The 23,837-nt window shown below is 65.4% G+C and carries 25 protein-coding genes; 11 read left to right on the forward strand and 14 right to left on the reverse strand.

Going from position 1 to position 23,837, the window contains the following annotated elements:
- Positions 1 to 21 precede the first annotated feature (21 nt).
- The 5 genes from FNL14_RS20540 to FNL14_RS20560 all read left to right on the forward strand — a co-directional run bounded on the left by FNL14_RS20540 (position 22) and on the right by FNL14_RS20560 (position 5,756).
- Positions 22 to 1,605 carry a glycoside hydrolase family 32 protein gene (locus tag FNL14_RS20540; RefSeq protein WP_142063981.1) on the forward strand — a complete coding sequence of 528 codons (1,584 nt, stop codon included), beginning with the start codon at positions 22 to 24 and terminating at the stop codon, positions 1,603 to 1,605.
- A gap of 21 nt (positions 1,606 to 1,626) precedes the next feature.
- Positions 1,627 to 2,967: a NosD domain-containing protein gene (locus FNL14_RS20545; protein ID WP_142063984.1), complete on the forward strand. Its 1,341-nt coding sequence runs from the start codon at positions 1,627 to 1,629 to the stop codon at positions 2,965 to 2,967.
- A gap of 20 nt (positions 2,968 to 2,987) precedes the next feature.
- Complete coding sequence (locus FNL14_RS20550) at positions 2,988 to 3,920, forward strand: carbohydrate kinase (protein WP_142063987.1); 933 nt, start codon at positions 2,988 to 2,990, stop codon at positions 3,918 to 3,920.
- Positions 3,921 to 4,042: 122 nt separating this feature from the next.
- Positions 4,043 to 4,873: an oxidoreductase gene (locus FNL14_RS20555; protein WP_142063990.1), complete on the forward strand. Its 831-nt coding sequence runs from the start codon at positions 4,043 to 4,045 to the stop codon at positions 4,871 to 4,873.
- A gap of 25 nt (positions 4,874 to 4,898) precedes the next feature.
- On the forward strand, positions 4,899 to 5,756 hold the full coding sequence (locus FNL14_RS20560; RefSeq protein WP_091416369.1) for an aldo/keto reductase: 858 nt from the start codon (positions 4,899 to 4,901) through the stop codon (positions 5,754 to 5,756).
- 32 nt (positions 5,757 to 5,788) lie between these two features.
- Here FNL14_RS20560 and FNL14_RS20565 read toward each other — a convergent pair whose 3' ends face one another.
- From FNL14_RS20565 to FNL14_RS20585, 5 genes are all read right to left on the reverse strand, one after another.
- The gene (locus FNL14_RS20565) at positions 5,789 to 6,463 is read right to left on the reverse strand and encodes a DUF6766 family protein (RefSeq protein WP_142063993.1); all 675 of its coding nucleotides are present in this window, start codon (positions 6,461 to 6,463) and stop codon (positions 5,789 to 5,791) included.
- 95 nt (positions 6,464 to 6,558) lie between these two features.
- Positions 6,559 to 6,978, reverse strand: coding sequence for a hypothetical protein (locus FNL14_RS20570; RefSeq protein WP_142063996.1), 420 nt, complete (start codon positions 6,976 to 6,978; stop codon positions 6,559 to 6,561).
- Between the two features lies 1 nt (position 6,979).
- Positions 6,980 to 7,504, reverse strand: a complete 525-nt coding sequence (locus FNL14_RS20575) for an HPP family protein (protein ID WP_142063999.1) — start codon at positions 7,502 to 7,504, stop codon at positions 6,980 to 6,982.
- Positions 7,505 to 7,547: 43 nt separating this feature from the next.
- Positions 7,548 to 8,009 carry a hypothetical protein gene (locus FNL14_RS20580; protein WP_142064002.1) on the reverse strand — a complete coding sequence of 154 codons (462 nt, stop codon included), beginning with the start codon at positions 8,007 to 8,009 and terminating at the stop codon, positions 7,548 to 7,550.
- Positions 8,006 to 10,495 carry a molybdopterin oxidoreductase family protein gene (locus FNL14_RS20585; RefSeq protein ID WP_142064005.1) on the reverse strand — a complete coding sequence of 830 codons (2,490 nt, stop codon included), beginning with the start codon at positions 10,493 to 10,495 and terminating at the stop codon, positions 8,006 to 8,008. The genes FNL14_RS20580 and FNL14_RS20585 overlap by 4 nt, the downstream gene beginning before the upstream one ends.
- 322 nt (positions 10,496 to 10,817) lie before the next feature.
- Between FNL14_RS20585 and FNL14_RS20590 the strand changes: the two genes are divergently transcribed.
- Entirely contained in the window at positions 10,818 to 12,443 is a 1,626-nt protein-coding gene (locus FNL14_RS20590) for a cell wall metabolism sensor histidine kinase WalK (protein ID WP_255470949.1), read from the forward strand.
- A 269-nt stretch (positions 12,444 to 12,712) separates the two neighbouring features.
- On the opposite strand, the gene FNL14_RS20595 is transcribed toward FNL14_RS20590, so the two are convergent.
- The 4 genes from FNL14_RS20595 to FNL14_RS20610 form a co-directional block, all read right to left on the reverse strand.
- The gene (locus tag FNL14_RS20595) at positions 12,713 to 13,132 is read right to left on the reverse strand and encodes a low molecular weight phosphatase family protein (RefSeq protein ID WP_142064011.1); all 420 of its coding nucleotides are present in this window, start codon (positions 13,130 to 13,132) and stop codon (positions 12,713 to 12,715) included.
- 35 nt (positions 13,133 to 13,167) lie between these two features.
- Complete coding sequence (locus FNL14_RS20600) at positions 13,168 to 14,559, reverse strand: FAD-dependent oxidoreductase (RefSeq protein ID WP_142064014.1); 1,392 nt, start codon at positions 14,557 to 14,559, stop codon at positions 13,168 to 13,170.
- Positions 14,560 to 14,802: 243 nt separating this feature from the next.
- Complete coding sequence (locus tag FNL14_RS20605) at positions 14,803 to 15,225, reverse strand: arsenate reductase ArsC (RefSeq protein WP_142064017.1); 423 nt, start codon at positions 15,223 to 15,225, stop codon at positions 14,803 to 14,805.
- Between the two features lie 140 nt (positions 15,226 to 15,365).
- Positions 15,366 to 16,040, reverse strand: coding sequence for a helix-turn-helix domain-containing protein (locus FNL14_RS20610; protein WP_142064020.1), 675 nt, complete (start codon positions 16,038 to 16,040; stop codon positions 15,366 to 15,368).
- 45 nt (positions 16,041 to 16,085) lie between these two features.
- On the opposite strand from FNL14_RS20610, the gene FNL14_RS20615 reads away from it, so the two are divergent.
- Genes FNL14_RS20615 through FNL14_RS20625 form a run of 3 tightly spaced genes read left to right on the forward strand, consistent with a single transcriptional unit; the run spans position 16,086 to position 17,749 of the window.
- Positions 16,086 to 16,832, forward strand: a complete 747-nt coding sequence (locus tag FNL14_RS20615) for an aquaporin (protein ID WP_142064023.1) — start codon at positions 16,086 to 16,088, stop codon at positions 16,830 to 16,832.
- Between the two features lie 51 nt (positions 16,833 to 16,883).
- Positions 16,884 to 17,231 carry a metalloregulator ArsR/SmtB family transcription factor gene (locus tag FNL14_RS20620; RefSeq protein WP_142064026.1) on the forward strand — a complete coding sequence of 116 codons (348 nt, stop codon included), beginning with the start codon at positions 16,884 to 16,886 and terminating at the stop codon, positions 17,229 to 17,231.
- Positions 17,232 to 17,263: 32 nt separating this feature from the next.
- The gene (locus tag FNL14_RS20625) at positions 17,264 to 17,749 is read left to right on the forward strand and encodes a GNAT family N-acetyltransferase (protein WP_142064119.1); all 486 of its coding nucleotides are present in this window, start codon (positions 17,264 to 17,266) and stop codon (positions 17,747 to 17,749) included.
- 34 nt (positions 17,750 to 17,783) lie between these two features.
- On the opposite strand, the gene FNL14_RS20630 is transcribed toward FNL14_RS20625, so the two are convergent.
- The 4 genes from FNL14_RS20630 to FNL14_RS20645 are packed head-to-tail and all read right to left on the reverse strand — an operon-like array spanning position 17,784 to position 19,980.
- Complete coding sequence (locus FNL14_RS20630; protein ID WP_091416408.1) at positions 17,784 to 18,122, reverse strand: YnfA family protein; 339 nt, start codon at positions 18,120 to 18,122, stop codon at positions 17,784 to 17,786.
- Between the two features lie 54 nt (positions 18,123 to 18,176).
- Complete coding sequence (locus FNL14_RS20635) at positions 18,177 to 18,842, reverse strand: thioredoxin domain-containing protein (protein WP_142064029.1); 666 nt, start codon at positions 18,840 to 18,842, stop codon at positions 18,177 to 18,179.
- Complete coding sequence (locus FNL14_RS20640; RefSeq protein WP_142064032.1) at positions 18,839 to 19,657, reverse strand: cation diffusion facilitator family transporter; 819 nt, start codon at positions 19,655 to 19,657, stop codon at positions 18,839 to 18,841. Before FNL14_RS20640 ends, FNL14_RS20635 begins: the two co-directional genes overlap by 4 nt.
- A complete protein-coding gene (locus FNL14_RS20645; RefSeq protein ID WP_142064035.1) occupies positions 19,654 to 19,980 on the reverse strand; it encodes a helix-turn-helix transcriptional regulator in 327 nt (108 codons plus the stop codon). Before FNL14_RS20645 ends, FNL14_RS20640 begins: the two co-directional genes overlap by 4 nt.
- A gap of 156 nt (positions 19,981 to 20,136) precedes the next feature.
- Between FNL14_RS20645 and FNL14_RS20650 the strand changes: the two genes are divergently transcribed.
- Both FNL14_RS20650 and FNL14_RS20655 read left to right on the forward strand, forming a co-directional pair.
- Positions 20,137 to 21,387 carry an Nramp family divalent metal transporter gene (locus tag FNL14_RS20650; RefSeq protein WP_142064038.1) on the forward strand — a complete coding sequence of 417 codons (1,251 nt, stop codon included), beginning with the start codon at positions 20,137 to 20,139 and terminating at the stop codon, positions 21,385 to 21,387.
- 145 nt (positions 21,388 to 21,532) lie between these two features.
- Positions 21,533 to 22,339 (forward strand): GAF and ANTAR domain-containing protein, encoded by an 807-nt coding sequence (locus FNL14_RS20655; RefSeq protein WP_142064041.1) that lies wholly within the window; start codon positions 21,533 to 21,535, stop codon positions 22,337 to 22,339.
- A gap of 40 nt (positions 22,340 to 22,379) precedes the next feature.
- Here the strand turns inward: FNL14_RS20655 and FNL14_RS20660 are convergent, their stop codons facing one another.
- Positions 22,380 to 23,825: a sensor histidine kinase gene (locus FNL14_RS20660; RefSeq protein WP_142064045.1), complete on the reverse strand. Its 1,446-nt coding sequence runs from the start codon at positions 23,823 to 23,825 to the stop codon at positions 22,380 to 22,382.
- Between the last annotated feature and the right edge of the window lie 12 nt (positions 23,826 to 23,837).

Below are 23,837 nucleotides of genomic sequence, written 5' to 3' on the forward strand. Positions count from 1 at the left end.
TCCGCAAGAGGAACGCCAGACATGACCAGTTACCTTCATGCCGCACGCCAGGAAACAGCCCCGGCCGGGACCGCCGGGTACCGGCCTGCCATCCACTTCACGGCAAGGGATACCTGGCTGAACGATCCCAACGGCCTGGTTTTCCACGACGGCGTGTACCACCTCTTCTTCCAGAACAACCCGTTCGGCAACGTTTGGGGCAATATGTCCTGGGGCCACGCCACGTCCCATGATTTGCTGCACTGGACCGAGCATCCTGTGGCCATTGCCTGCGACGAGACAGAGGACATCTTTTCCGGAAGCGTTGTGGTGGACCACGGCAACACGTCCGGTTTCGGCACGGCGGACGCACCTGCCCTCGTAGCCATCTACACCAGTGCCTTCAAAGCCGCGTCGGAACACAGCGGCACCCAGGCCCAGTCCCTGGCCTACAGCACAGACGCGGGGTTGACATGGCAGAAGTACGGCGCAAACCCAGTCCTCACCCGCAACTCAGCCCACTTCCGCGATCCCAAAGTGATCCGCTATCAAGGGCGCGATGGGGGGTTCTGGGTCATGGTCGCCGTCGAAGCGCAGCACCAAACGGTGGTCTTCTACCGGTCGGAGGACCTCAAGTCCTGGGAGTTCCTCAGCGACTTCGGCCCGGCCAACGCCGACCAAGGCGAATGGGAATGCCCTGACCTCTTTCCCCTGGCAGTGGACGGCGAGCCGGAGAACATCAAGTGGGTCCTGATCGTGAACGTCAACCCCGGCGCGGTGGCCGGCGGGTCCGGCGGCCAGTACTTTGTGGGCGGTTTCGACGGCGTCCACTTCGCCCCGGATCCCGGTTCCGTGGTGGCGCCGGCAGGAGTGGCGGCCATCGGCGACCCCACGGCGGCCGCTGAAGCCTTGCAGGAATGCCTCTGGCTGGACTGGGGACGTGACTGCTACGCCTCCGTGTCCTTCAGCAACGCCCCGGATGACCGACGCATCATCATCGGCTGGATGAACAACTGGGACTACGCCAACCAGCTGCCCACCGCCCCCTGGCGGTCCTCAATGACCCTTGCGAGGGAACTGCGCCTCACCGCCGTCAACGGTGCAGCCCGCCTGATCCAGCAACCGTTGCTGGCCGGCCCCGGCACCGGGAACGAGGTTCCTGCTGACAGGGACCAACTGACCTGGGATGCCTTTGAGCTGCGGGATTCGAACCTCCGATTGCCAGCGGCCGTAGCGGGCAGCGCCCACATCATCGAGGCGGAGATCCTGCCGGGAAGCACCGGGCACGTGGCCTTCCATCTCTTCGCAACTGAGGACGGAAGCACGGGGACCGTGCTCAGTTACAACGCCGCCACCGCCCAACTCGCCCTGGATCGCAGGCAGTCCGGCAACACGGGCTTCCACAAGAAGTTTCCTTCCGTGGAGTCGGCCCCGCTGGTCCTTGAGGACGGCGTGCTCAAGCTGCAGATCGTCGTCGACCATTGCTCGGTGGAGGTCTTTGCCCAAGGCGGCAAGGTGGTCCTGACTGATCTCGTCTTCCCCTCAGCCTGCAGCCAGGAAAACTGGTTATCGGCTGAGGGAGGCGCAGCGGCAATACTGAAACTCGCGGTCTCAACACTCGCCTAACCGCAACCCAAGGGGAAAACCATGTCAAGCAACAACTACTACGACGTGACCACGTGGCCGGTCGGCAATGCATCCAAAGACGTCGGTGAAGTCATCAACAGCATCATCGCTGACATCAAGGACCGGCAGTCCGCCACCGATGAGAACAACGGAGGAAAGCCGGGCGCGGTGATCTACCTTCCGCCCGGCGACTACCACCTCCGGACCCAGGTGGTGATCGACATCAGCTTCCTTCGGATCCAGGGCTCGGGACACGGCTTTACGTCCTCGAGCATCCGGTTCAACGTTCCCGAGGACGAATGGCCCGGCCTTCATGAGCTGTGGCCGGGCGGCAGCCGCGTTATCGTCGACCTTCCCAAGGGCGCAGACACGGAGGAAGCCAAGGGAGCCGCCTTCTACGTTGAGCGGACCGGGAGCCCGCGGATCAGCTCGGTGGAGTTCTCCAACTTCTGCATCGACGGGCTGCACTTCGAGGCGGATGGCTCAGGCATGCATCCGGAGAACACCTACGTCAACGGCAAGACCGGCATCTTGGTCGCCAACGAGAATGACTCATTCCGCGTCAACGGCATGGGCTTCGTCTACCTTGAGAACGCCCTCACCATCTACAACGCGGACGCACTTTCCGTGCACGACAACTTCATCGCCGAATGCGGCAGCTGCATCGAGCTGCGCGGGTGGGGGCAGGCATCAAAGATCACCGACAACCTGGTGGGAGCGGGCTTCAAGGGCCATTCGATCTACGCTGAAAACCATGGCGGGCTCCTGATCACCGCGAACAACGTCTTCCCCCGCGGGGCGAGCAGCGTCCACCTGGCCGGCGTCACGCGGTCAAGCATCACCAACAACCGCCTGCACTCGTTCTACCCTGGGATGCTGATTCTCGCAGCGGACAGTTCGGAGAATCTCGTGGCCACAAACCACTTCCTGCGTGACCACGAACCCTGGACACCCTTCGTGGGAGTGGGCAACGGACTGGATGACCTTCACGGGCTCCTCAGCGTCACCGGCAGCAACAACTCAGTGATCGGCAACCACTTTTCCCACATCATCGATGCAGAGAGCATCCAACCGGCCGGTGCTACGCCGGTAATCATCCGGCTGGTTGCGGGGGCCGGAAACTTCGTCTCCAACAACCACGCGGTGGCGATGGACGTCCACGCCACATCAAGCGACTCCTGCTTCTCCGCGCAAGTGGACGCCCTGCTGACCACCGAGGCTTCGAAAGTCCTTGCCGTTACGGCGGTCTCGGTGGATCCCGCATCGGCACGGAATACCATCCTGGATTCCGGAAGCGAGGCCCAGATTGTTGCGGACAGGGCCGTGAACGCCATCAGGGCCACACCCGCCATCGGCTCCTGACCAACAACGAAAGGTACATCATGCCCACAACCCAGCAGCCCAAATCCATAGATGTGGTGGTGGTCGGCGAAGCCTTGGTGGACATCGTGGTCTCCCCCGCCGGCACCGTGGAGCACCCGGGTGGATCACCTGCGAACGTGGCCTACGGATTGGGACGGCTGGGTGTGGGCACCGCCTTGCTGACTTCCCTCGGCGATGACCCCCACGGCCAGGCGATCGAGCGGCACCTCTCGAGTGCCGGCGTCGACCTCCTGCCCGGCTCCCGGGGCGGCGGCCGGACGGCGACGGCGACGGCCGTGCTGGCTTCCGATGGCTCAGCCAGCTATGACTTCGACGTCCGCTGGGAGCTGCCACGCACCGTTCCCGCGGCGCTGCCCAAAATCCTCCACACAGGCTCCATCGCAACGTTCCTGGCACCGGGTGCGGCTGCGGTACGGGATCTCCTGGAACAAGCACACGAGCGATGCCTGGTGACGTACGATCCGAACGTCCGCCCCGCATTGCTCGGCAGCCAGGCGGAGGCACAGCGCATTTTCGAGGACCTGGTCCCCCTCACCGACGTGGTCAAACTCAGCGACGAGGACGCGCGGTGGCTCTACCCCGGGCTGCCGGTGGAAGACGCCGCCCAGCGCATCCTTGGACTCGGCACCGGACTCGTGGCCGTCACCCTGGGATCGGATGGATCCCTGCTGGCAGCGTCAGGGACGCGGCTGGCCATTCCCCCGGTCAGCTCGGCCGTCGCCGACACCATCGGCGCCGGCGATTCCTATATGGCGGCTCTGATCTACGGCCTCCTGATGCGCGGAACCGACGGGCTCACCCCGGCAGCGCTGGAGTCGCTGGGCCGCCTCGCCTCGAAAGCCGCTGCCATCACGGTCCGCCGCCCAGGGGCCAACCCGCCCACGTTGGCGGAACTGCAGGGGGAGCTACCCGAGCACCAGCCCGTCCCATAAATCCATGCGGTGTGAAGGGTGTACCGCCAGTACCTGTCCAGGACGCGCAAATTGGGGTTACCTAGTGGTTGGGCCTGGATGCAGGCCCGCAGTCCCATCCACACAACGAAGAGGAACCACCGATGGCTACCTGGCTCATTACCGGCTGCTCCACAGGACTCGGCCGGGCACTGGCCCAAGCGGTGCTTACCCACGGGCACAACGCCGTCGTCACAGCCCGGAACCCCGCCACCGTGCAGGACCTGGCCGACGCCTTCCCGGACACCGCACTCGCCCTGCCCCTCGACGTCACGGACCGCCCCGGGATCAGCTCGGTGGTGGAAGAGGCGAAGCAGCGCTTCGGCGGCGTGGACGTCCTGGTCAACAACGCCGGCTACGGGTACCGGGCCGCCGTGGAAGAAGCGGACGACGCCGATGCGCGGCAATTGTTCGACACGAACGTTTTCGGCGCTGTTGACATGATCAAAGCGGTCCTTCCGGACATGCGCGAGCGCAGGTCCGGGTCCATTGTGAACATCTCCTCGATCGGAGCCCGCATCACCCCCGCCGGGTCCGGCTACTACTCTGCAACGAAAGCTGCGCTGGAGGGCATCTCCGGCTCGCTCCGCAGGGAGGTGGAACCGCTGGGCATCAACGTCACCGTCATTGAACCCGGCGCCTTCCGCACCGACTTCGCCGGGCGCTCACTGACCCAGTCCGCCTCGCCCATCGGTGACTATGCGGAAACGGCCGGGAAGCGGCGCAAGGAGAACGACACCATGGACGGCAACCAGCCGGGCGACCCGGCCAAGGCCGCCGAAGCAATCCTGACCATCGTGCAGAGCCCCAACCCGCCGTCGCTCGCGGTGCTTGGTGAGGACGCGTTCGGCGCCTTTGCCGCAGTAGCCGACGCTCAGCGTGCGGAACTGGACCAGTGGCGGGACCTCAGCCTCAGCACCGGCCTGGACCAGTGAGAACCAGGAACCGACGAAGGAAACCATGGACAACGTAACCCTCAACAACGGCGTCGAAATGCCCATCCTGGGCTTTGGCGTCTATCAGATTCCGCCGGAGGAAACCCAGGCCGCCGTCGAAGCCGCCCTCGAAGCCGGTTACCGGCACCTGGACACCGCCGCAGCCTACGGCAACGAGGAGGCGTTGGGTGCCGCTGTCAGGGCAAGCGGCATCGCGCGGGACGAACTCTTCATCACCACCAAGCTCTGGGTCCAGCACGCGCCCGCCGGCAGCGTGGAGGAGGACAGCCGCCGGGCTTTCGAGAACTCCCTCACCCGGCTTGGACTGGACTACGTGGACCTGTATCTGATCCACCAGCCGCTCGGAGACTACTACAGCGAATGGCGGGCCATGCAGAACCTCAACAAGGAAGGCCTGGCCCGGGCGATCGGGGTCTCGAACTTCCACTCTGACCGGCTGGTGGACCTCATCGACCACAACGAAATCGTGCCCGCCGTCAACCAGATCGAGACCCACCCCTTCCACCAGCGCAGCGCCGAGCAGGACCTCATGCGGGAACGCGGCGTCCAGATCGAGTCCTGGGGCCCGTTCGCCGAAGGCCGCAACAACCTCTTCACCGACCCCCTGCTCAGCGAAATCGCCCAGGCACACGGAAAATCCGTGGCGCAGGTGGTGCTCCGCTGGCTCATCCAGCGCAGCGTCGTCGTCATTCCCAAGTCCGTGCGCCCCGAGCGCATGGCAGAGAACTTCGAGGTATTCGACTTCGCCCTGAGCGACGAGCAAATGGGCAAGATCGCCAGCCTGGACACCGACGAAAGCCTCTTCTTCGACCACCGCGACCCCGCAATGGTGAGCCGGCTGGGCGGACACAGGGTGGACTGATCGCACGCCCTCCGCCGGCGTGAGAGGCCCGCCTAGCCCGTTGAGGCGGTGTCGTCGTGGGCAGCGCCCACGGGCTTGGACTCGGGTGAGCCGCGCTGGCGGAGGTAGATGGACAGGACCACCATGGAGCCGACGGCGAGGAATTCCGACTGCCAGTTCTGCAAGGTGCGGTTCCAGAACTCTGCAGACGTCACATACTCGGTCCAGGTCACGGGTTGCTGGAAGTTGCTGATCTGCTCTTCGTTGTAGGCGCTGGTGCCGGCAAGAGACTGGACCAGCCAGCACAGGACAAAGATCAGCCCCATCGTTGTCCCCAGCGAATTCGAAAAGACCGTGCGGCGCCAGCCGCTGGCCCTGGCCCAGGCCGGCGATTTCGGGTTGCTGTACTCCCCCACCAGCTGGTCCTTGTCGGATTCGATTCCGGTCTGGTCCACTTCCTTTGATTCGGGTGATCCTTTTTGCACCAGCCAGATGGTGGCAAGGATGTAGAGCAGGAACTGCAGGTACTCGGACTGCCAGTTTTCCGAGACGTCCACGGCGAAATTGGATGAGGTCAGGTACTGGCCCAGGCTTATTTCCTCAAGCCCGTTCGTAACCTGTTCCTGGTTGAACAGGGCATGGCCGGTCAGCCCTTGTCCCAGAAGGGCCAGGAGGAAGATCAGCCCGAAGAAGAGGCTCAGTCCGTTGTTCCTGAGTGCTTTTTTCACTGCTTCCTCCTATCCGTGGACGAGTCCGACGACAGCCATGTAGGCCAGTCCGCCGAAAATCAGGATCAGGTACAGGGCAAAGCTCCACCGCATGACTACTTGCCTCCCACTTCGCAGGTATAGGGCGCGTCACCGTTCGGCGTGCACCCGGCTGCCGTAATCTTCCAGCCGCCTTCAGCGGCAGCCAGGAAGACTGCGTCGTTCTCGAATTCCACGAAAGCGCCCCGTCCGTATACTTCGGTGCGCGTCACTGTTCCGGGTTCCTGGACATGCAGGTTCCTCAGGTGGTCCTCGCAGCTGCTCTCCTGCTCCCGGGCAGTCTTCTCGCGTGTATCGGACGCCAGCATGGAGCAGGCTGCGGACCATTCGGAGCCCGACAGGGCCTGGTGGAACTCCCGGGCGGCATCAGCAGCAGCCGTTCCTTCCGGGGCACAGCCTGTCAGGGCCAGCAGGGCCGCGATACCCACCAGGGCCATAACGCACACGCGGCGCCGTGTCTTCGTCAGCGGGACCATGTCAGCCTTGTTCCTTCCCGGGACGCACTCCAAAAAGGAGGTTCAGTCCCCAGCCCACCACGGTGATGAGCACGATGGCGCCGGCCATGGACGCCAGTTCCGCCGGAGCGGTCAGGATGCCCAGGCTCACGATCAGGGTGGTTGCCCCTGCCGGTGGGTGCGGGGTCTTGAGCAGTGTCAGCACCAGTGTGGTCAGCGCCACCGATAATGCGCCGGCCAGCAGGTAAGCCGGGGTGAGTCCGCCCACCGGGGCCGGCGGGCTGTCTTGTAATCGGAAGGCGTAGAGCATGGCGACGCCGGCCAGCAGGCCAACGGCGTGGCCAATCAGCGCGTTGGCCGGCCGCGAGGCCTGCTGGGACGGGGACTCGAAAAACAGCATCACCGTAGGTCCGAGGCTGGGGAAAAGCCAGGGCTGGCGGAGCACCAGGCCTGCTGCGCCGGCGGCAGCCAGCACCACCAGGGACAGCACGGCCGCATACAGTGCGGCTGCGGGGCGGCTTTTGGTCAACCGTGAAGCGTCGGGCACTGGGCGCCTCCTCTGTTGCGGGTCCGGGGAATGTTCTGCACGGTCATTCGGCGACGATCAGGGCCTGGGGTGCGGCTTGTTTCATGCGGGTGGACAGCCACTCGAGCTGGGTTTTGGTCTCGCCCTCGCAGCGGGTGACCACCTCGAGCAGCTCCGCGTCGCGGAGCCCCTGGGCGGCCTGCTTGACGGCGGTCCAGGTGATGTCGACGAGGGATCCCAGCAGATAAAGGTCCTGCAGATCGCGCAGCAGTCCCACCGCCCCGAAACGGGTTTTGGACAGCCCATCGGCATGCAGCCGCTCCGGTTCGTCGTCTTTTTCAACCTCGCCGTAGCGTTCCACGATGGGCAGCAGGGCTTGCTCGTGATTTTCGCACTGATCGGCCAGTGATCGGCAGAGGAAGTACACGTCCGGTTCATCGCCGTGGCCGTCGGCCACTTGCCGGAAGGACTCTGCCAGGGTGTGTTCGGAGCGGTGCAGCAGGCCGAGGTAGATGGGGAGCTTCATGACCTCACCTCGTCCCGGGGCGCCGCCGGCGGTTCTGTGGGGGCGATTGTCTCGCTCACCTCACCGGCTGCGCCGCCCACCGTCGCCAGGACGCGGCCGGCCCGGGCGGGACGGGACGCCGTGGTGGTGGGGGCGGGCGCCGGACCGGTGGCATCGGCGACTTTGGTGACACGCACCGCGGCGGTCTTGTAGACGGGCTGCTTGGACACCGGGTCCCACTCCGTCAGGGTCAGCTCGTTAGCCGCGCGCGGGCGTTGTTGCGGATCGGCCTCGGCTGGATCCGCAGCGTCCCAGTACCCGTAGTGGAAGGGAGCAAAGACGGTTCCGGTACGGATGTTGGCTATCCGCACGGGGGCGAAGAGGTGCCCGCGGCGGGACTCGACGCGGATCATGTCCCCCTCGCCCAGGCCCAGCGCCCCGGCGTCGCTCTCCGCCATTTCCACCCACATGGCCGGGGCGGCATCATGCAGCTGCGGGGAGCGGCCGGTCTTGGTGCGGGTGTGGAAATGGTAGGCCGTCCTGCCTGTGGTGTAGCGGAAGGGGTATTCGCCGTCGGGGGTTTCGTGCGCCCCCTGGTACTGCGCCGTTTTGAAGATGGCGCGTCCGTTCGGCGCCATTGCCTTGTAGGCCTGCTCCCCCACGGTGGCTCCGGTGGCGAGGTCGTGCCCGTAATCTTCGGCGGCATCAGCTTGGGTGGGAAAGACCCCGTCGCCGTACAAGCGGTCCGTCCCGTTGGGGTGTTTCTCGTTGACCGGCCAGGGGATGCCGCTTCCGCCGCGCAGCCGCTCGTAGCTGAGGCCGGTGTAGTCGCACAGGCGGCCTTTGCTGCATTCGCGCCAGGCGTTGAAGCCGTCCTCCGGGCCCTCCCAGTCCAGCAGCGGACGGCCAGACTTGGTGCGGAAGTCCATGCGCCGTGAATAATCCAGGAAGATCCGGAGGTCGCTCCGGGCCTGGCCGGGCGGCTCCACCGCTTGCTCGGACAGGTGGACAGTGCGGTTGACGTTGGTGAACGTCCCGGTCTTTTCACCCCAGGCGGCGGCCGGCAGGACTACGTCCGCATACTGCGTTGTCTCGGTCAGGTAGAGGTCCTGCACCACCAGGAACAGCTCGGGCTTGGCCAGGATCTCGCGGATCCGGGGCAGCTGGGGCATGGACACCGCCGGGTTGGTGGCCGAAATCCACAGGAACTTGATGGAACCCTGTTCGGCATAACGGAAGATCTGTGCTGCGTGGGTGGGCGGGGCCCAGTGCGGGATGACCAGTTCGTCCACGTCCCACAGTTCGGCAAGCTGTTTGATGTGCTGTGGGTTCTCCCAATTGCGGAAGCCCGGCAGATCGCCGTCGGCCCCTGCCTCGCGCGTGTTCTGTGCGGTGGGCTGCCCGTTCATCTGCAGGATCCCGCAGCCCGGCTTGCCGATCATGCCGCGCAGCAGGTGCAGGTTGTTGACCTGGCAGGACGAGGCGGTGGCCTGCGCGGACTGGTAGAAGCCCTGCAGCACCGTGGAGAGCACCCGCTGCGAGGTCCCGAAAATCCGGGCCGCCTCCACCACCGCGGCTGCGTCCACCCCGCACTCGGCGGCCACCGCCTCCGGCGTCCACGGCTCAATCTTGTCCGCCAGATCCTCGAAGCGGAGGGTGTGGGCGGCGATGTACTCCTCATCGATCCACCCGTTCCGGATCACCTCGCGGATCAGGCCGTGCATCAGGGCCAGATTGGTGCCCGGCCGGACGGGCAGGTGAACGTCTGCATGCCGGGCCACTTCCGTGGAGCGCGGATCCACACACACCACCATCGGCCTATTGGGCCCGGCAATCCGGTCCAGGACCCGGGCCCACAGCACGGTCTGGGTCTCGGCCATGTTGTGGCCGTAAAGGAAGATGGCGTCGCATTCGTCGATGTCGGTGTAGCTGCCGGGCTGACCGTCCGAGCCGAAGGACTCCTTCATCGCCGCCGCTGCGGTGGCCGTGCACAGCCTGGTGTTGCCGTCCATGTGGGGGGTGCCGAGCCCGGCCTTGCCGATGATGCCCAAGGCGTAGTACTCCTCCAGGAACAGCTGGCCGGAGGTGTAGAAGCCGTGGCTCAGCGGCCCCTTCTCTTCCAGCAATGCCTTGCTGCGCGAGACAATCCGGTCCATCGCGGTGTCCCAGTCAGTCTCCACGAGCTCACCGTTTTCGCGGATCAGGGGCTGGGTCAGCCGGTCCTTGTTGCTCACCCCCTGCCAGGAGGCGAAAAGCCCTTTGGGACCCAGACGGCCGTGGTTGACGATGTCCATCGCCCGGCCCCGGACACCCACCATCGTGCCGTCCTTGACCGCGATGTCGATTCCGCAGCCGTTGCTGCACAGCACGCAAGCCGACTGCACCCAGCGGTCCACGTCCTGCTCGCTCAGCCCCTTCGCAAGGACCTGGTCCACCCGGACCGGCCACCGGTCCCCCTGCGCGAATGGTGTTCGAGTCCCCCAAATGTCAGCAATCCGGTCCACCATGGCCGTTTTCCTTTCGTCCGGGACAGCTTTGTCCGAGTTCCGCCGTACTGCTGGATGACGGGTTGAAAGTACTGTTTATGCAGGTCAGCCGTGAGGTCATCCTTAGATCGACAGTAGCCTTACTATTCCGGCGAGTAAAGCGCCGCCATGTCCCACGTGACTGGCGGCGGCGGAAGGTTACGTGGGCGTTCTGTTCATGCGCGCAGGGCAAGCAGTAGGCTTCTCGAGTACTGACCTGTTGGGGCGGGGCTGGGGGAAGACGATGTTGTTTGAGTGGATAGCGCGCTATTTTCGGACGCTGGGGCCGAGGGGCCGGACGGTGATGTTCCAGCTTCCGCTGTCCATCACCATGCTGCTGGTGGTGGTCCTGGCCGCGATTCTGCATCCTGCTTTCGAGTGGACCGAGCCCTTCCTGTACACCTTGCTGGGCCATCTCCTCCTGCTGGCTGTCTGCGCCCTGGTGCCGTGGGAACGGCTTCCGGAGCGGGCAACGCTCAGCATCCCGATGCTGGACTGCCTTGCCATTGGGCTGACCCGCGAAGCAGGCGACCAATATTTGTCGGTCCTGGGCTTCCTCCTGGTCTTCCCGGTGGTCTGGCTGTCCTACGGGCCGCAGCGCAGCGGGGTAATCATCGCCGTACTGGCTTCCTTCGTGAGCGTCGCACTGCCGCCGGCGATCCTCGGCACGGGCTACACAAGCGCCTCCTTTATCCGCATCGTGCTCCTTCCTGTGGTCCTGGGAGCGATGGCACTCACCACCTACGGAGTGGCCAAGGCCCTCCGCCAGCAGCGGCTCCGGCTTGAGAACCAGGAAGCCGAGGTCCGGCGGCTGCTGGCGGCCAGCGAAAACCGCGAGCAGCTCCTGGGCACTGTTATGGATACCGTCAGCGTGGCTGTCTGCGCCCTCGACGACAAAGGCAGGACCATCCTCACCAACCAGCATCCGGGAAGCGGCCCCGCCGGCACGATCTTCATGGATACGCCGGCAGACGGGGGCGCGGGCCTTCCGGTCTATGGCATCGACCGCAAACAGCCCCTTCCCCCGGAGCGGCATCCGCGCCTCCGCGCCGCCCGGGGTGAGCCCTTCACCGACGAACTGGTATGGGTCGGCAGTGGGACCGGTCAGCGTGCGTACTCAGCCACCTGCAGGCTGATCACCACGGCGGAGGGCCGGCATTCCGGTGCCGTCATGGCCTTAACCGACGTCACTGCGCTGGTGGAGGCCCTCTCTGCCAAGGACCAATTTGTCGCAAATGTTTCCCATGAACTTCGAACGCCGCTGACGTCGATCCTGGGCTACCTGGCCCTGGCGCTGGATGAAGGCCTCGATCCCGACGTCGAACATTCCCTGGGGGTTGCCAAACGCAACGCCGAACGCCTGCTGACCCTGGTGGGCGACCTGCTCAGCACTGCCTCCGGCACCGTGACCATCACTCCCCGCCCCGCCGACCTCGCCGAGGTTGCCGCCCAGAGGGTGGAGGCCGCACAGTCGCGGGCCAAGTCCGGCGGCGTGACGTTGAATCTGCAGACGGACGGTCCGGCCACGGGATGCTTCGATCCCGACCGGATGGGCCAGGCCATCGACAATCTGGTGTCCAATGCCATCAAGTACACGTTGGCAGGCGGTACTGTCACAGTCCGCGTCAGCACCAGCGGAGAGAACCTCACCTGCGAGGTGGCCGATACCGGAGTCGGGATGACAGAAGAGGACCTGGCCCAGGCCTTCACCCGCTTCTTCCGCACGGCCAAAGCCCACTCTTCCGCCATTCCCGGTGCCGGCCTGGGACTCGCGATCACCAGGACCATCATCGAAAACCACCGGGGAAGCATCACCCTCAGCAGCACCCACGGAAAAGGGACCACCGCAACGATTACCCTTCCGGATGCGGATGCGGTGGCCCGGCCCTTGGTTTCATCCGAGCCCGGAGCAGGTTTGAGCAATTCTTGAGCGAGTCTTGACCGTATGCGCGCTGGCCCTTGAGGAATTCAGTGCACAGTATTCCGTGTAAGGCCTGAAGCGCGGCGCAACTGCAACTGGGATCTGGGCCCGGTAGCGCCAGGGCCTTGATTCGGGAACAACCGAAGGTCTTAGCGCTTGGCGGTGTCTAGAAGCTGGCACCGCCAAGCGGATCTTCCACCCACGGGCTCCGCAGCGGCCTCAATCAGCTGCAGTCATCCAACGGGATCATGCGGAGGCCCGGCTGGTGCAAACCATGTTTAGTCCCCGGTGAGCTCCGCGTGGAGTTTCTGCACACGGGCGTTGATGTCGTCCCGGACCAGGCGCATGCGCTCCATTCCCTCGATCCCGCGCTCGGAGGGCTCGTCCGTTTCCCAGACCTCGAAGCGCTTGCCTTCAACCGGTTCAAGCTTGGCCTCGGTGCCCAGCACGATGACAGCGTCCACGGTGTCCAGGACTTCGTCAGTGACCGGTTTAGGGTATTCACCGGTGACGTCGACGCCCAGTTCGGTCAGGGACTCCACTGCCTGCGGGTTCAGGTCCTTGGCCGGCTTAGTACCGGCGGAATAGACAGCAATGGCGTCTCCGGCAAGGTCTCGCATGAGGCCGGCGGCGAGTTGGGATTTGCCGCCGTTTTTGCTGCAGACGAACAGCACTGACGGAGTCTTTTTCTGGGTCATGGGTGGCATGTTTCCTTTTCGGGTGAGATGGCGGGTTAGTTGTTGATGCCGGAGCGGCCGTGGGCCAAGCCTGTGGGGAAGCCGACCAGCACCGGTTCTGGTGCAGCGCAGCAACCGGACTGTGCATCCGCGGAGGCGCCGGCTGCCGAGGCGGTGGCGGGGGCGTCGCAGCTGGTGCCGGCGTCGGTGGAGCAGACCCCGGTTTCCGGAAGTTCAAGGTGCACGGTGTCGGCGGATTCGTGGTCACCGGCAAGGGCGGCGGCGACGGAGCGGACCTGTTCGTAGCCGGTGGCGAGCAGGAAGGTGGGAGCCCGGCCGTAGGACTTCATCCCAACAATGTAGAAGTCTTTGTCCGGGTGGGCCAGGAGCTTGGCACCGTGCGGCGGGACAGTGCCGCAGGAGTGGAACTCCGGGTCGATGAGCGGGCCCAGTTGCATCGGAGCTTCGACGGCGGGGTCCAGGTTCAGGCGGAGCTCGCCCAGGATGTCCAGGTCAGGCCTGAAGCCCGTGCAAGGGACCACGACGTCGGCCTCAAGGGTGCGGCCGTCGACCGCACCAACGGTGACGGATGAGTCCAGGGATTTGATCGAGCTGATACCGAAACCGGTGTGCAGCTCGATCTTTCCGGCCGCGACCAGCCGGCGCACCCGGCCGCCGAGCTGCCCGCGGGCGGGCAGTCCGTCGAGGTCTCCTCCGCCGTAGACTTTGTCCGCACTTGCCCCCCGGACGGCCCACAGGATCTGGGTGTCCGGCTCTTCCCTGGCGAGGTCAGCGAGGTTGATCAGCATGGTGGCGGCCGAATGGCCCGCACCAACCACCAGGACACGGCGGCCGGCAAAGGCGGCCCGGTCGCGGCGGGTGACGTCGGGCAGCGGCGCAGAGATCCGGTCCCCTGCTGCCTGTTCGCCGATGGCAGGCAGGCCCGAGGTGCCCACCGGGTTACGGGTGGACCAGGTGCCGGAGGCGTCGATGACTGCTGCGACGGTGTGGTCCCGGGTTTCGCCGTCACTGTGTTCGATCCGCACCACGAAAGGCGTGGTATCGCGGCCCTTGATGTGGGTCTTGTCCAGGCCCTGCCGGGTGACGGCCGTGACGCGGGCGCCAGCCTGCAGGCGGGAAGAAATCTGAGGCAGCGCGGCCAGGGGTGCCAGGTAGTTGTCGACCAGCTCCCCGCCGTAGGGAAGCGCGGTGGGGCGGGGTGCTTCCCAACCGGCGGCCTCGAGGAGGCGGACGGCGGCGGCGTCGGTGTTGAACCGCCACGGTGAGAAAAGGCGGATGTGACGCCAGTGCTCGATGGCCGCGCCCGCCGTCGTGCCGGCTTCAAAGATCAGCGGTTCCAGGCCCCGTTCGAGGAGGTGGGCGGCCGCGGCCAGGCCCACAGGGCCGGCGCCGATCACGGCAACCGGGAGGTTCTTCGCTGAATCCAAGGTGTCCTCTTTCATCCGTAACGGTGGTCCGGTTCAGTTAGCGGCGGGGTTGCCCAACTAGGTAGCAGTAGGTGTCGTTTTGAGGCCCCAAAACGACAGTTACTGCTACCTAGTTGGGTGGGAGGGGTTAGCAGCAGCCCTCGTCGTCGCGGCAACCTGAGTCGCCGCAGCATCCGTTGGTCATGAGGCTCACCCCCTCCCCTGTTTCGGTTTAGGCGCGGGTCACTCTCGACAACGGCACGGCTACTTGGCGGCCGGGATCAGGGAGTCGATGAGGCCCTCGATGCGGGTCTTGATCTCGTCACGGATGGGGCGGACGGACTCGACGCCCTTCCCGGCCGGGTCCTCCAGGACCCAGTCCTCGTAGCGCTTGCCGGGAAAGTAGGGGCACTCATCGCCACAGCCCATGGTGATGACCACGTCAGACTCTTTGACGGCCTCCGTGGTGAGGACCTTCGGAACCTCCAAGGACATGTCGATACCCAGCTCTGCCATGGCTTCCACGGCGGCGGGATTGATCTTGTCCGCCGGCTGGGACCCGGCGGACCGGACCTCGATCCGGCCCTTGCCGAGGGTGGCGAGGAACGCGGCGGCCATCTGGGAACGGCCCGCGTTGTGGACGCAGACGAACAACACGGAGGGCTTCTTGGCGGTTTCGGTGCTCACGGGTCTCTCCTGGTATCGGTGGCGGTGGACTGTAGCCAGACAGCTCCCCACACCGAACATTGATGTTGATCGATATAGCGAGTATCTGGCCATACATTGATGAATGTCAATCTATGTTTTTTGAAAGCCGCTTGAAGGCTTCAGGCGGCGGTGACGCGTGGAGCAAGGTCGGTGACGCGACGGGCGATGTCCTCGAAAGTCGTATCAAACGCTTCGTCGGTGCCCAAGCGCAGGGGATCGGGAATGGACCAGTGGATCCCGCCCAGTCCGGCCAGTTCCTCGTGGGCGCTGTCGCATACTGTGACCACGAAGTCCGCGGCTCCCGCGACCTCATCCAGGGAGCGCGGGGCCTGGCTGGGGAGGTCCAGTCCGTGGCGGCGGGCAGCCTCCACAGCTCCGGGAGCGATGTGCTCCGCCGGGTGCGTCCCGGCAGAGATTGACGGGATACTGCTGGCGTGTCGCCACAGCGCCGCAGCCAGTTGGGAACGTGCACTGTTGCGGGTGCAGACGAACAGGACACGCTCCGCGCTCTGCACCGCACCCGGCACGAGTCCATCCAGTGCGCCCGCCGCCAGTCGGAGGTAGCTGCGGCGCTTATCCCCCTCAGAGCGGTGCCTGGTGGCCAGTCCAGCATCCTCGAGTGTCCGCAAGTGGTGCGCGAGCAGGTTGGAGGACATGCCCAGCTCCGCCTGCAGCTCCGTAGGGGAAAAGTCGCCCAGGGTCAGCAGATCCACAATGCGCAGGCGCGCCGGATCGGCAAGGGCAGCATGTCTCGCCACGCGCGCTTCAAAGCTGGAAGCCGACTCAATATTCATTGATTCAATTTTGACTGAGGTAATTTCGTGCGTCAAGCTTAAATCATGACTTCACACCAACCAGCCCTGTGGCGCCGTGCCGTCGCAGAGCTGCTAGGCACCGCCTTGCTCGTTGCCATCGTCGTCGGCTCCGGGATCGCCGCCCAGCAGCTCTCGCCCAACGACATCGGCCTGCAGTTGCTCCAGAACAGCACGGCCACGGTTCTTGGCTTGACGGTGCTGATCCTGGTGTTCGGCCCGGTCAGCGGCGCACACTTCAACCCCGTGGTGTCCTTGGCCGACTGGTTCCTGGGCCGGCGCACGCGCTCGGGCCTGACCCTGCCGGAGGTTGGCGTCTATGCAGCAGCCCAGGCTGCCGGGGCCGTCGGCGGCAGCATGCTCGCGAACGCGATGTTCGACGTCGGGACCTCCATTTCCGTCAAGGACCGGGCAACTGCAGGGCATCTTTTAAGTGAGGTGGTGGCCACCGCGGGCCTCATCCTGCTGATCTTTGCCCTCGCGGCCACCAACCGGGGCGCCCTCGCCGCACCCGCAGTCGGCGCCTACATCGGAGCCGCCTACTGGTTCACCTCGTCAACCTCGTTCGCCAACCCCGCGGTGACGGTGGGCCGCATCTTCAGCGACACCTTCGCCGGCATAGCCCCGGGCTCAGTTCCCCCGTTCGTGATCGCCCAGCTGGTGGGCGCCGCCATTGGCCTGGGCCTGCTGCTCCTGCTGTTCCCCACCGCCGCGCACGCCGCCGACGACGTCGTCATTCCACACGGCAGCCAGGCCGGCAAGCCCCAGGCGTAGGGCCACACAGCCCTATATTGATGAATGTCGATACTGCGGCATAATGGGTGGATGACCTCACTGCCCGTGCTTGAACCGGCTGTCGACACCGCATGCTGCCCGCCGGCAGCGCCCGCACTGGGTGCTGCCGAAGCAGTAGGCACCGCCGCCGTGTTCAAAGCCCTGGCCGACCCCAACCGGCTGCGGCTCCTGTCCATCGTCAAGGCTGCGGAGAGCGGTGAGTCCTGCGTCTGCGACCTCACCGAACCGCTGGACCTTGGCCAGCCCACCGTGTCCCATCACCTGAAAATCCTGGTCGACGCCGGGCTGTTGCACCGCGAAAAACGTGGCACCTGGGCTTACTACTCGCTCGTCCCCGGCGCCCTCGAGCGTATCGGGGAACTGCTGGAGAGCCTGTGACACCAGCGGAGCCGGCGACGACGATCCGCTCCATGCGCCCGGAGGATTGGCCGGCGGTCCGAAGCATTTACCAGGAAGGGATCGATACCGGCCACGCCACATTCGAATCCGAGGCGCCCGACTGGGACAGGTTCAACCTTTCCCGGCTTCCCGGCCACCGGCTCGTCGCGGAAACTGCGGCTGGCTGGATCGTTGGCTGGGCGGCCGTCTCCCCCGTGTCGGCACGTCCCGTTTACTCCGGAGTCGTCGAACACTCCGTGTATGTTGCAGGCGAAGCACGTGGCCTCGGCGTGGGCACAGCCCTGCTGCAGGCTCTGGCCGCATCAACCGAAGCGGATGGGATCTGGACCATCCAGGCCAGCGTTTTCCCCGAGAATGAAGCAAGCCTCAAACTCCATCTCGCCAACGGCTACGTCATTGTGGGACGCCGTCAACGTATTGCGCACATGGGACACGGGCCCCTGAGCGGGCAATGGCGGGACACGATCCTGATTGAACGCCGCTCCCCCACTGCCTGAACCTGCCGGACAGGCTGACGGGGCGGGTGTCAGTTCAGCCTGCGCTGCGGGGCGCGAACATGATGACCGCGACTCCCAGCAGGCAGATCACTGATCCCGCGATATCCCAGCGGTCCGGGCGGAAGCCGTCGAAAACCATGCCCCAGGCCAGGGATCCGGCGACAAACACGCCTCCGTAGGCTGCCAGGATCCGGCCGAAGTGAGCGTCCGGTTGCAGCGTGGCCACGAAGCCGTAGATGCCCAGGGCCACCACGCCAAGGCCTGCCCACCACCATTGCCTGCCCTCGCGGACGGACTGCCACACGAGCCAGGCACCGCCGATTTCGGCCGCCGCAGCCAGGATGAACAAGAGGACAGATTTTGAAATACTCACGGACCAATCTTGGCAGGGCCTGAAGATCCCGCTTCCGCCGGGGCCGGGCAAAGACTAGCGTGCTGCGTCGTCGAGCAGTTGGCGGAACTGCGCCTCGCTGTTCAGCGTGAGCTTCTGTCCGTCAAGGAAGAAGGTGGGGGTCCCGCTTACGCCCAGGCTTTTTCCGTCGGCGATGTCCCTGCGGATCCGCTCCTTGGTTTCCTCGGCGGCTACGGCGGCGTCAAATTTCCCCATGTCCAGGCCGATCTCTTCGGCGAATGTCCTGAACAGGGCTGCCTGGGAGTCCTGCTTGTCGCCCCACTGCGGCTGGGTCTCGAAAAGCCTGGCTGCCATGGCGTCGTACCTGCCCTGCTGGGCGGCCGCCTCAACGGCGAGTGCGGCTACTCCGGAGTTCGCGTGGCCCGGCAGGGGGAAGTACCGGTGAATGAACGTAATCCTGTCTCCGTACTCCGCCTTGAGCTCCTGGACGAGCGGCTCGGCGGCACGGCAGGATTCGCATTCGAAGTCCAGGAACTCCACCAGTTGGGCTTTTTCAGTGACGGGGTTCGTGACGCGGTGGCTGTCCTCCCGGACCAACTGGGCATCGACGGCCTGGGGCGCAGCGGGAGACGGTTTGTTGGCAGCGGACACGGCGTACCGGACCAGGCCAGCAGCGACGAGCGCCGCGAGGATGGTCCAGATGGCAATGCGGACGTTCCGTGCGGTGGAAACAGCGCTCATCGATCAGCCGGCCTCGTCCCGAGGGTGAGGCTCACCGGCGCCGGCCCGGCAGCGGCCCGGCAGCCGGGGCAGCAGGCATCTTCCTGTTCTCCAACAACCGGAGTTTCCGCCGCGGCGGGGGTTTGTGTGGCTGCTGGTGCACAGCAGTCATCGCCGGCTTCGCCGTGACCGCTCGCGTCGCTGGCGTGGGGAACTGCACAACACGCCTCACCCCTCCACGCGCTGATACCTTCACGGACCGCGATTCCGGCAATAACCAGGGCGGCGCCGGCATCGGCCCACCACCACCCCAGGGTGCCGTTCAGGACCAGGCCGATCAGCAGGACGGCGGAAAGGTAGGTGCACAACAGGGTCTGTTTGGAATCGGCCACGGCTGTCCTTGAGCCCAGTTCACGGCCCGCGCGGCGCTGCGCCCAGGACAGCACGGGCATGGCGGCCAGGCTCAACGCGGCGATGACAATACCGGGAGTGGAGTGCTGGGCCTCTTCCCCTCCGGTCAGGGCGCGTACGGCGTCCGTGGCCACGAAGGCGGCCAGGGCGAAGAACGAGATGGCGATGATGCGCAGCGTCAGGTGCTCACGGCGTTCCGGATCCTTGGACGAGAACTGCCACGACAGAGCCAGTGCGGAACTGACCTCGATGACCGAGTCCAGCCCGAACCCGATCAACGCGGAAGAATCAGCCACGTTGCCGGCCCAGAGTGCCACCACCGCTTCAATGACGTTGTAGGTGATGGTTGCGGCGGCGAACAGCCGGATCCGGCGGTTCAGGACGTTGCGGCGTTCCACGGTGGAGGCTCCCGGCAGCGCGGTCATGCGAAGCACTTCCCGTCCGGGGCGCAGCAGGCAGGATCTACGGCCAGGACAACACCGATCAGGTCGCTGATCGCGTGCCCCAACCGCGCGTCGGCAAGCTCGTACCGGGTCCGACGCCCGTCCGGAACGGCCACCACCAGGCCGCAGCCGCGCAGGCAGGTCAGGTGATTGGACATGCTCTGCCGGGAGACGCCCAGGGAATCAGCCAAGTCGGAGGGGTAAGCCGGGGCGCCGGAGAGTGCCAAGAGAACCCGCGCGCGGGTAGGGTCCGAGACCGCATACCCGAAGCGGGCCAATACTGGCGCCTGCGTGAGTGTTTCCATGCCACCAAAGTACAAGATCGGCTGTATTCACGCAAAGCTGTATCGAGACGGCCCGGACATCGCAGCCCGCCAAGTCGGACCTCCTAAAAACTACTTTTCGGTACGCCTAACTTTCGGTTATCCTCGTATCAGAACGCCCCGATGATGAGGATTGCCATGGCCGCACCCACTCTTGAACTCCGCCCCGCACCCCGCAAGGTGTGGTCCCGGCTCCTGCTGCTTGGCCCTGCCTTCGTCGCCGCGATCGCATATGTGGATCCCGGAAACGTCGCTGCGAACCTCACCGCTGGAGCCAACTACGGTTACCTGCTGGTGTGGGTCCTGGTGGTGGCCAACGCCATGGCCGTACTCGTCCAATACCAGTCGGCCAAGCTGGGCCTGGCCACGGGCATGAGCCTTCCAGAAATAATGGGCAAGCGGCTGGGCACCAAGCGTCGGCGCCTGTACTGGGTGCAGGCCGAAATCGTTGCCGGTGCTACCGACATGGCCGAGGTCATCGGCGGCGCCGTAGCTTTGAACCTGTTGTTCGGGCTGCCACTGCTGGCCGGCGGGGTGATCATCGGCGTGGCATCGATGCTGCTGCTGGCGCTCCAGTCCCAACGGGGCCAGCGGTCCTTCGAGTACGCAATCCTGGTGCTGTTGGGCGTCATCGCCGTCGGATTCATGACCGGACTGTTCGTCAACCCGCCCGACGGCGGAAGTGCTTTGGGCGGTCTGTTGCCCCGTTTTGAAGGTACTGACACCGTCCTGCTCGCGGCCAGCATGCTCGGCGCCACCGTTATGCCGCACGCGATCTACCTGCACTCCGCCCTGGCCCGGGACCGGCACGGTTTCTCAGAAGACGCCGCCGTCCGGACACGGCTGATCCGTGCCACCCGGTTCGACGTGGTCGGTGCCCTGCTGCTGGCGGGGGTGGTGAACATTTCGATGCTGCTGCTGGCCGCGTCCAGCCTGCGCGGCATCGAGGGAACCGACACCATCGCCGGCGCCCACGCTGCTGTCACGTCCGCGCTTGGCCCCGCCGTCGGTATCATTTTCGCCATCGGCCTCCTGGCCTCGGGCCTGGCCTCGACGTCCGTGGGCTGCTACGCGGGTGCCACCATCATGGGCGGGCTGCTGAAGGTCCGCATCCCCCTGCTCACCCGCCGTATCATCACGCTGATTCCGGCCTTGATCATCCTGGGAGCCGGGATTGAGCCCACCCTTGCTTTGGTGCTCAGCCAGGTGCTGCTCAGCTTCGGTATCCCGTTTGCCTTGATCCCGCTTATCCGTTTGACCGGCAAACGGGAGGTCATGGGCATCCATACGGACTCCAAAGCCCTGAAGATCGCCGGGTGGACCAGCGCCACGCTGATCGTGGGCCTGAACATTGTCCTCATTACCCTCACGCTCACCGGCCAGTCCTGAGCCGGCGCACATGTACCGGCCCCAGGCCACCGCAGTAATGCCCTGCTGAAAAGTCGAGTACCGGTTACTCGGGCGTTCCCTCTCCCCCACCCCGTATCGTGCAGCAAGAGATATCCTCGGGGACCGCTGCTGACGGGAGCAGGTTGTGGGAATTGAGCTGCGCCTGAAGCGGGCGCCCCACTTAGCGGGGGCCGGTGACGGCAGCAACGGAACGGCGCGGTTCCACAGCCGGTCAGCGGCCCCGCCCAGGCTCGGCGTTCTTTTGGACCTGCGTGCCAACACTGACGAGGCCTCCCTGCAACTCCTCGCCCTGGCCGCAACATCCGCCCTGTCGGAGCTGGCCGGATGCACCCTGGACTGTGCCGTGACACTGGTACGCCCACGCCATGCGGCCTTGACGGCAGGCACCAGCAGCGGCGCCACCTTCCTGGCACAATCCGATCAAAGCCGAGGGGACGGACCGGTATCCCACGCCCTCGCCGGGCATCTGGCGCTCATGGCCAACAGCTACTCGGCCGATCCGCGGTGGCCTTCGTACTGGCGCCCTCTGGGCGAGGCCGGCTACAGGTCGCTCCTGTCCGTGCCGCTGCAGCTTCACGCGGACAGCCTGGCAACCCTGACGCTTCTGGCCCCGCAGGACAACGCCTTCACCCCCTGCGTTATTGTCGCGGCCGGCGCCTTCAGCAAACTGGCAGCAGGCAGCTACCTTTCGGCAGCTGAGTTGCGGGCAGCACTGGCCAGGGCCGAACAACTCGAGGCGGCCCTGCAGGGCCGTACCTCGATCGACGTCGCCTGCGGGGTGATCATGGGACAAAACCGGTGCTCCTACGACGACGCTTTCCACATCCTTGCCCAAGCCTCCAGCCACCGGAACGTCAAAGCCCGCGTCGTAGCGGAAACCATGCTGCGGGAACTGCCGGGCGGCCTGCCCTCAACGCATTTCAAGGAATGAAGCGCGGCCGTTTGATGTCGCGCGGGCTCTAGCCGGCACATTACGACGACGGCACGCGCCGCTGCTGATCAGCTCCACCTGATCGAATCCGCGTGGGTTCGCGTCCAGGAACCGCAGCAGGGCTTCGCAGGCCAGCGAAACGGGGGGCGGGCGAGGCGACGCCGAAGGTGGCCGTAAGGATGGTTCCCACCCCTGGTGTGGAGCGGACTTCGAGGGCGCCTCCGGCCTGCTGGATGGTGTCCCCCAGGATCCGCAAGCCAAAGTGGCCCTCGGGCCGGGGCACGCTCGGGTTGAAGCCACAGCCGTTGTCCGAAACCGTGATCTGGGTGATCTGGCCGGCCTGCCGGATCCGGATCGTCACGGACTTCGCCGAAGAATGTTTGGCCGCGTTAACCAGGGCCTCACGCGCCACCCGGTACACAAGCACGGCTCGGTCCCGGTCCAGGACAAGCTTGTCCGGGATATCAACGGTCAGCCTGATGCCGCGCTCCACGAGGGGCGCCTCCAGCCTCGTGAGGGATGCCTTCAGCCCGAGCTCATCGAGGTCCGGAGGATAGAGCTCACTGGTCATGGCACGGAGGGTGCGGATGTTCTCCTGCAGCATGGTGCGCGCTTTTGAGAACACGGGACCTTGCTCAGCCGGGCCGCGTCCCTCGACCGATTCCAATGCATACGCGAGCCCGGACAAGTCCTGGATCACCTCGTCATGAAGTTCGCTGGCGATCTGCCGGCGCTCGTGGTCCGATGCTTCGATCGCAAGATGCAGCATGGAGTTGCGTGCGGCCTGGTGGACCTGAATCCTGCGGGCCAGCCGCACTGCCGGGATCAGCTGCGCCACCTGGAGGATGGCCAATGACAAGAGCATCGGTGGGATCATCCCCATCAGGACTTCCTCCTGTTCGCGTCGAACTCCCTCGCCCGGCGAGTAAGTTTCGAAGATCATTGGCGCTCCGCTTTGGGAGGCCGCACGTGCGTAGACCTCCACGAGTTCGCCGGCGCCGGCTTCATACGCATTCTCTTCAGCGTCCTGGGGTTCCAACGTGGCCGTGGCCGGCCCGCCGTCGAGCAGCCTTCGAGCCCATTCCTCTTGCTCGAACACCTGCCCTATGAGTGATTCGGCGTCCGAGTAGATCACCTGGCCGTGCTCGTCCCACACCTTGATCCTCGTTACGCCGCTCTCCGCCAGCCACGGCTCGAGCCGCTGATCCAGCAGTTGCAGTGCGGCAGGATCATGGGCAATGAGCTGGTCCGTTATCAAGGGCCCCACCACCCGGTCGGCCAAACGCTGGGTGACGTCCCTGGCGTTGTCCAAAGCGTGCCTTTCGGCAGCGGCCCGGATCCAGAAGGCAACGGGGGTGGCTACGAGGACAAGTGCTATGAAGCCTGCGGTAAGAAAACGCGCAACAGCAGCCCTGACCTCACGCCGCTCGGCGCTTCCAGCACCAACGCGGGCCGGAGAGGCCTCCCCGGAGTTTTGTCCTGGCATGGCGGGCCTTCT

Source organism: Pseudarthrobacter sp. B4EP4b, from assembly GCF_006680095.1.
Taxonomy (GTDB): domain Bacteria; phylum Actinomycetota; class Actinomycetes; order Actinomycetales; family Micrococcaceae; genus Arthrobacter.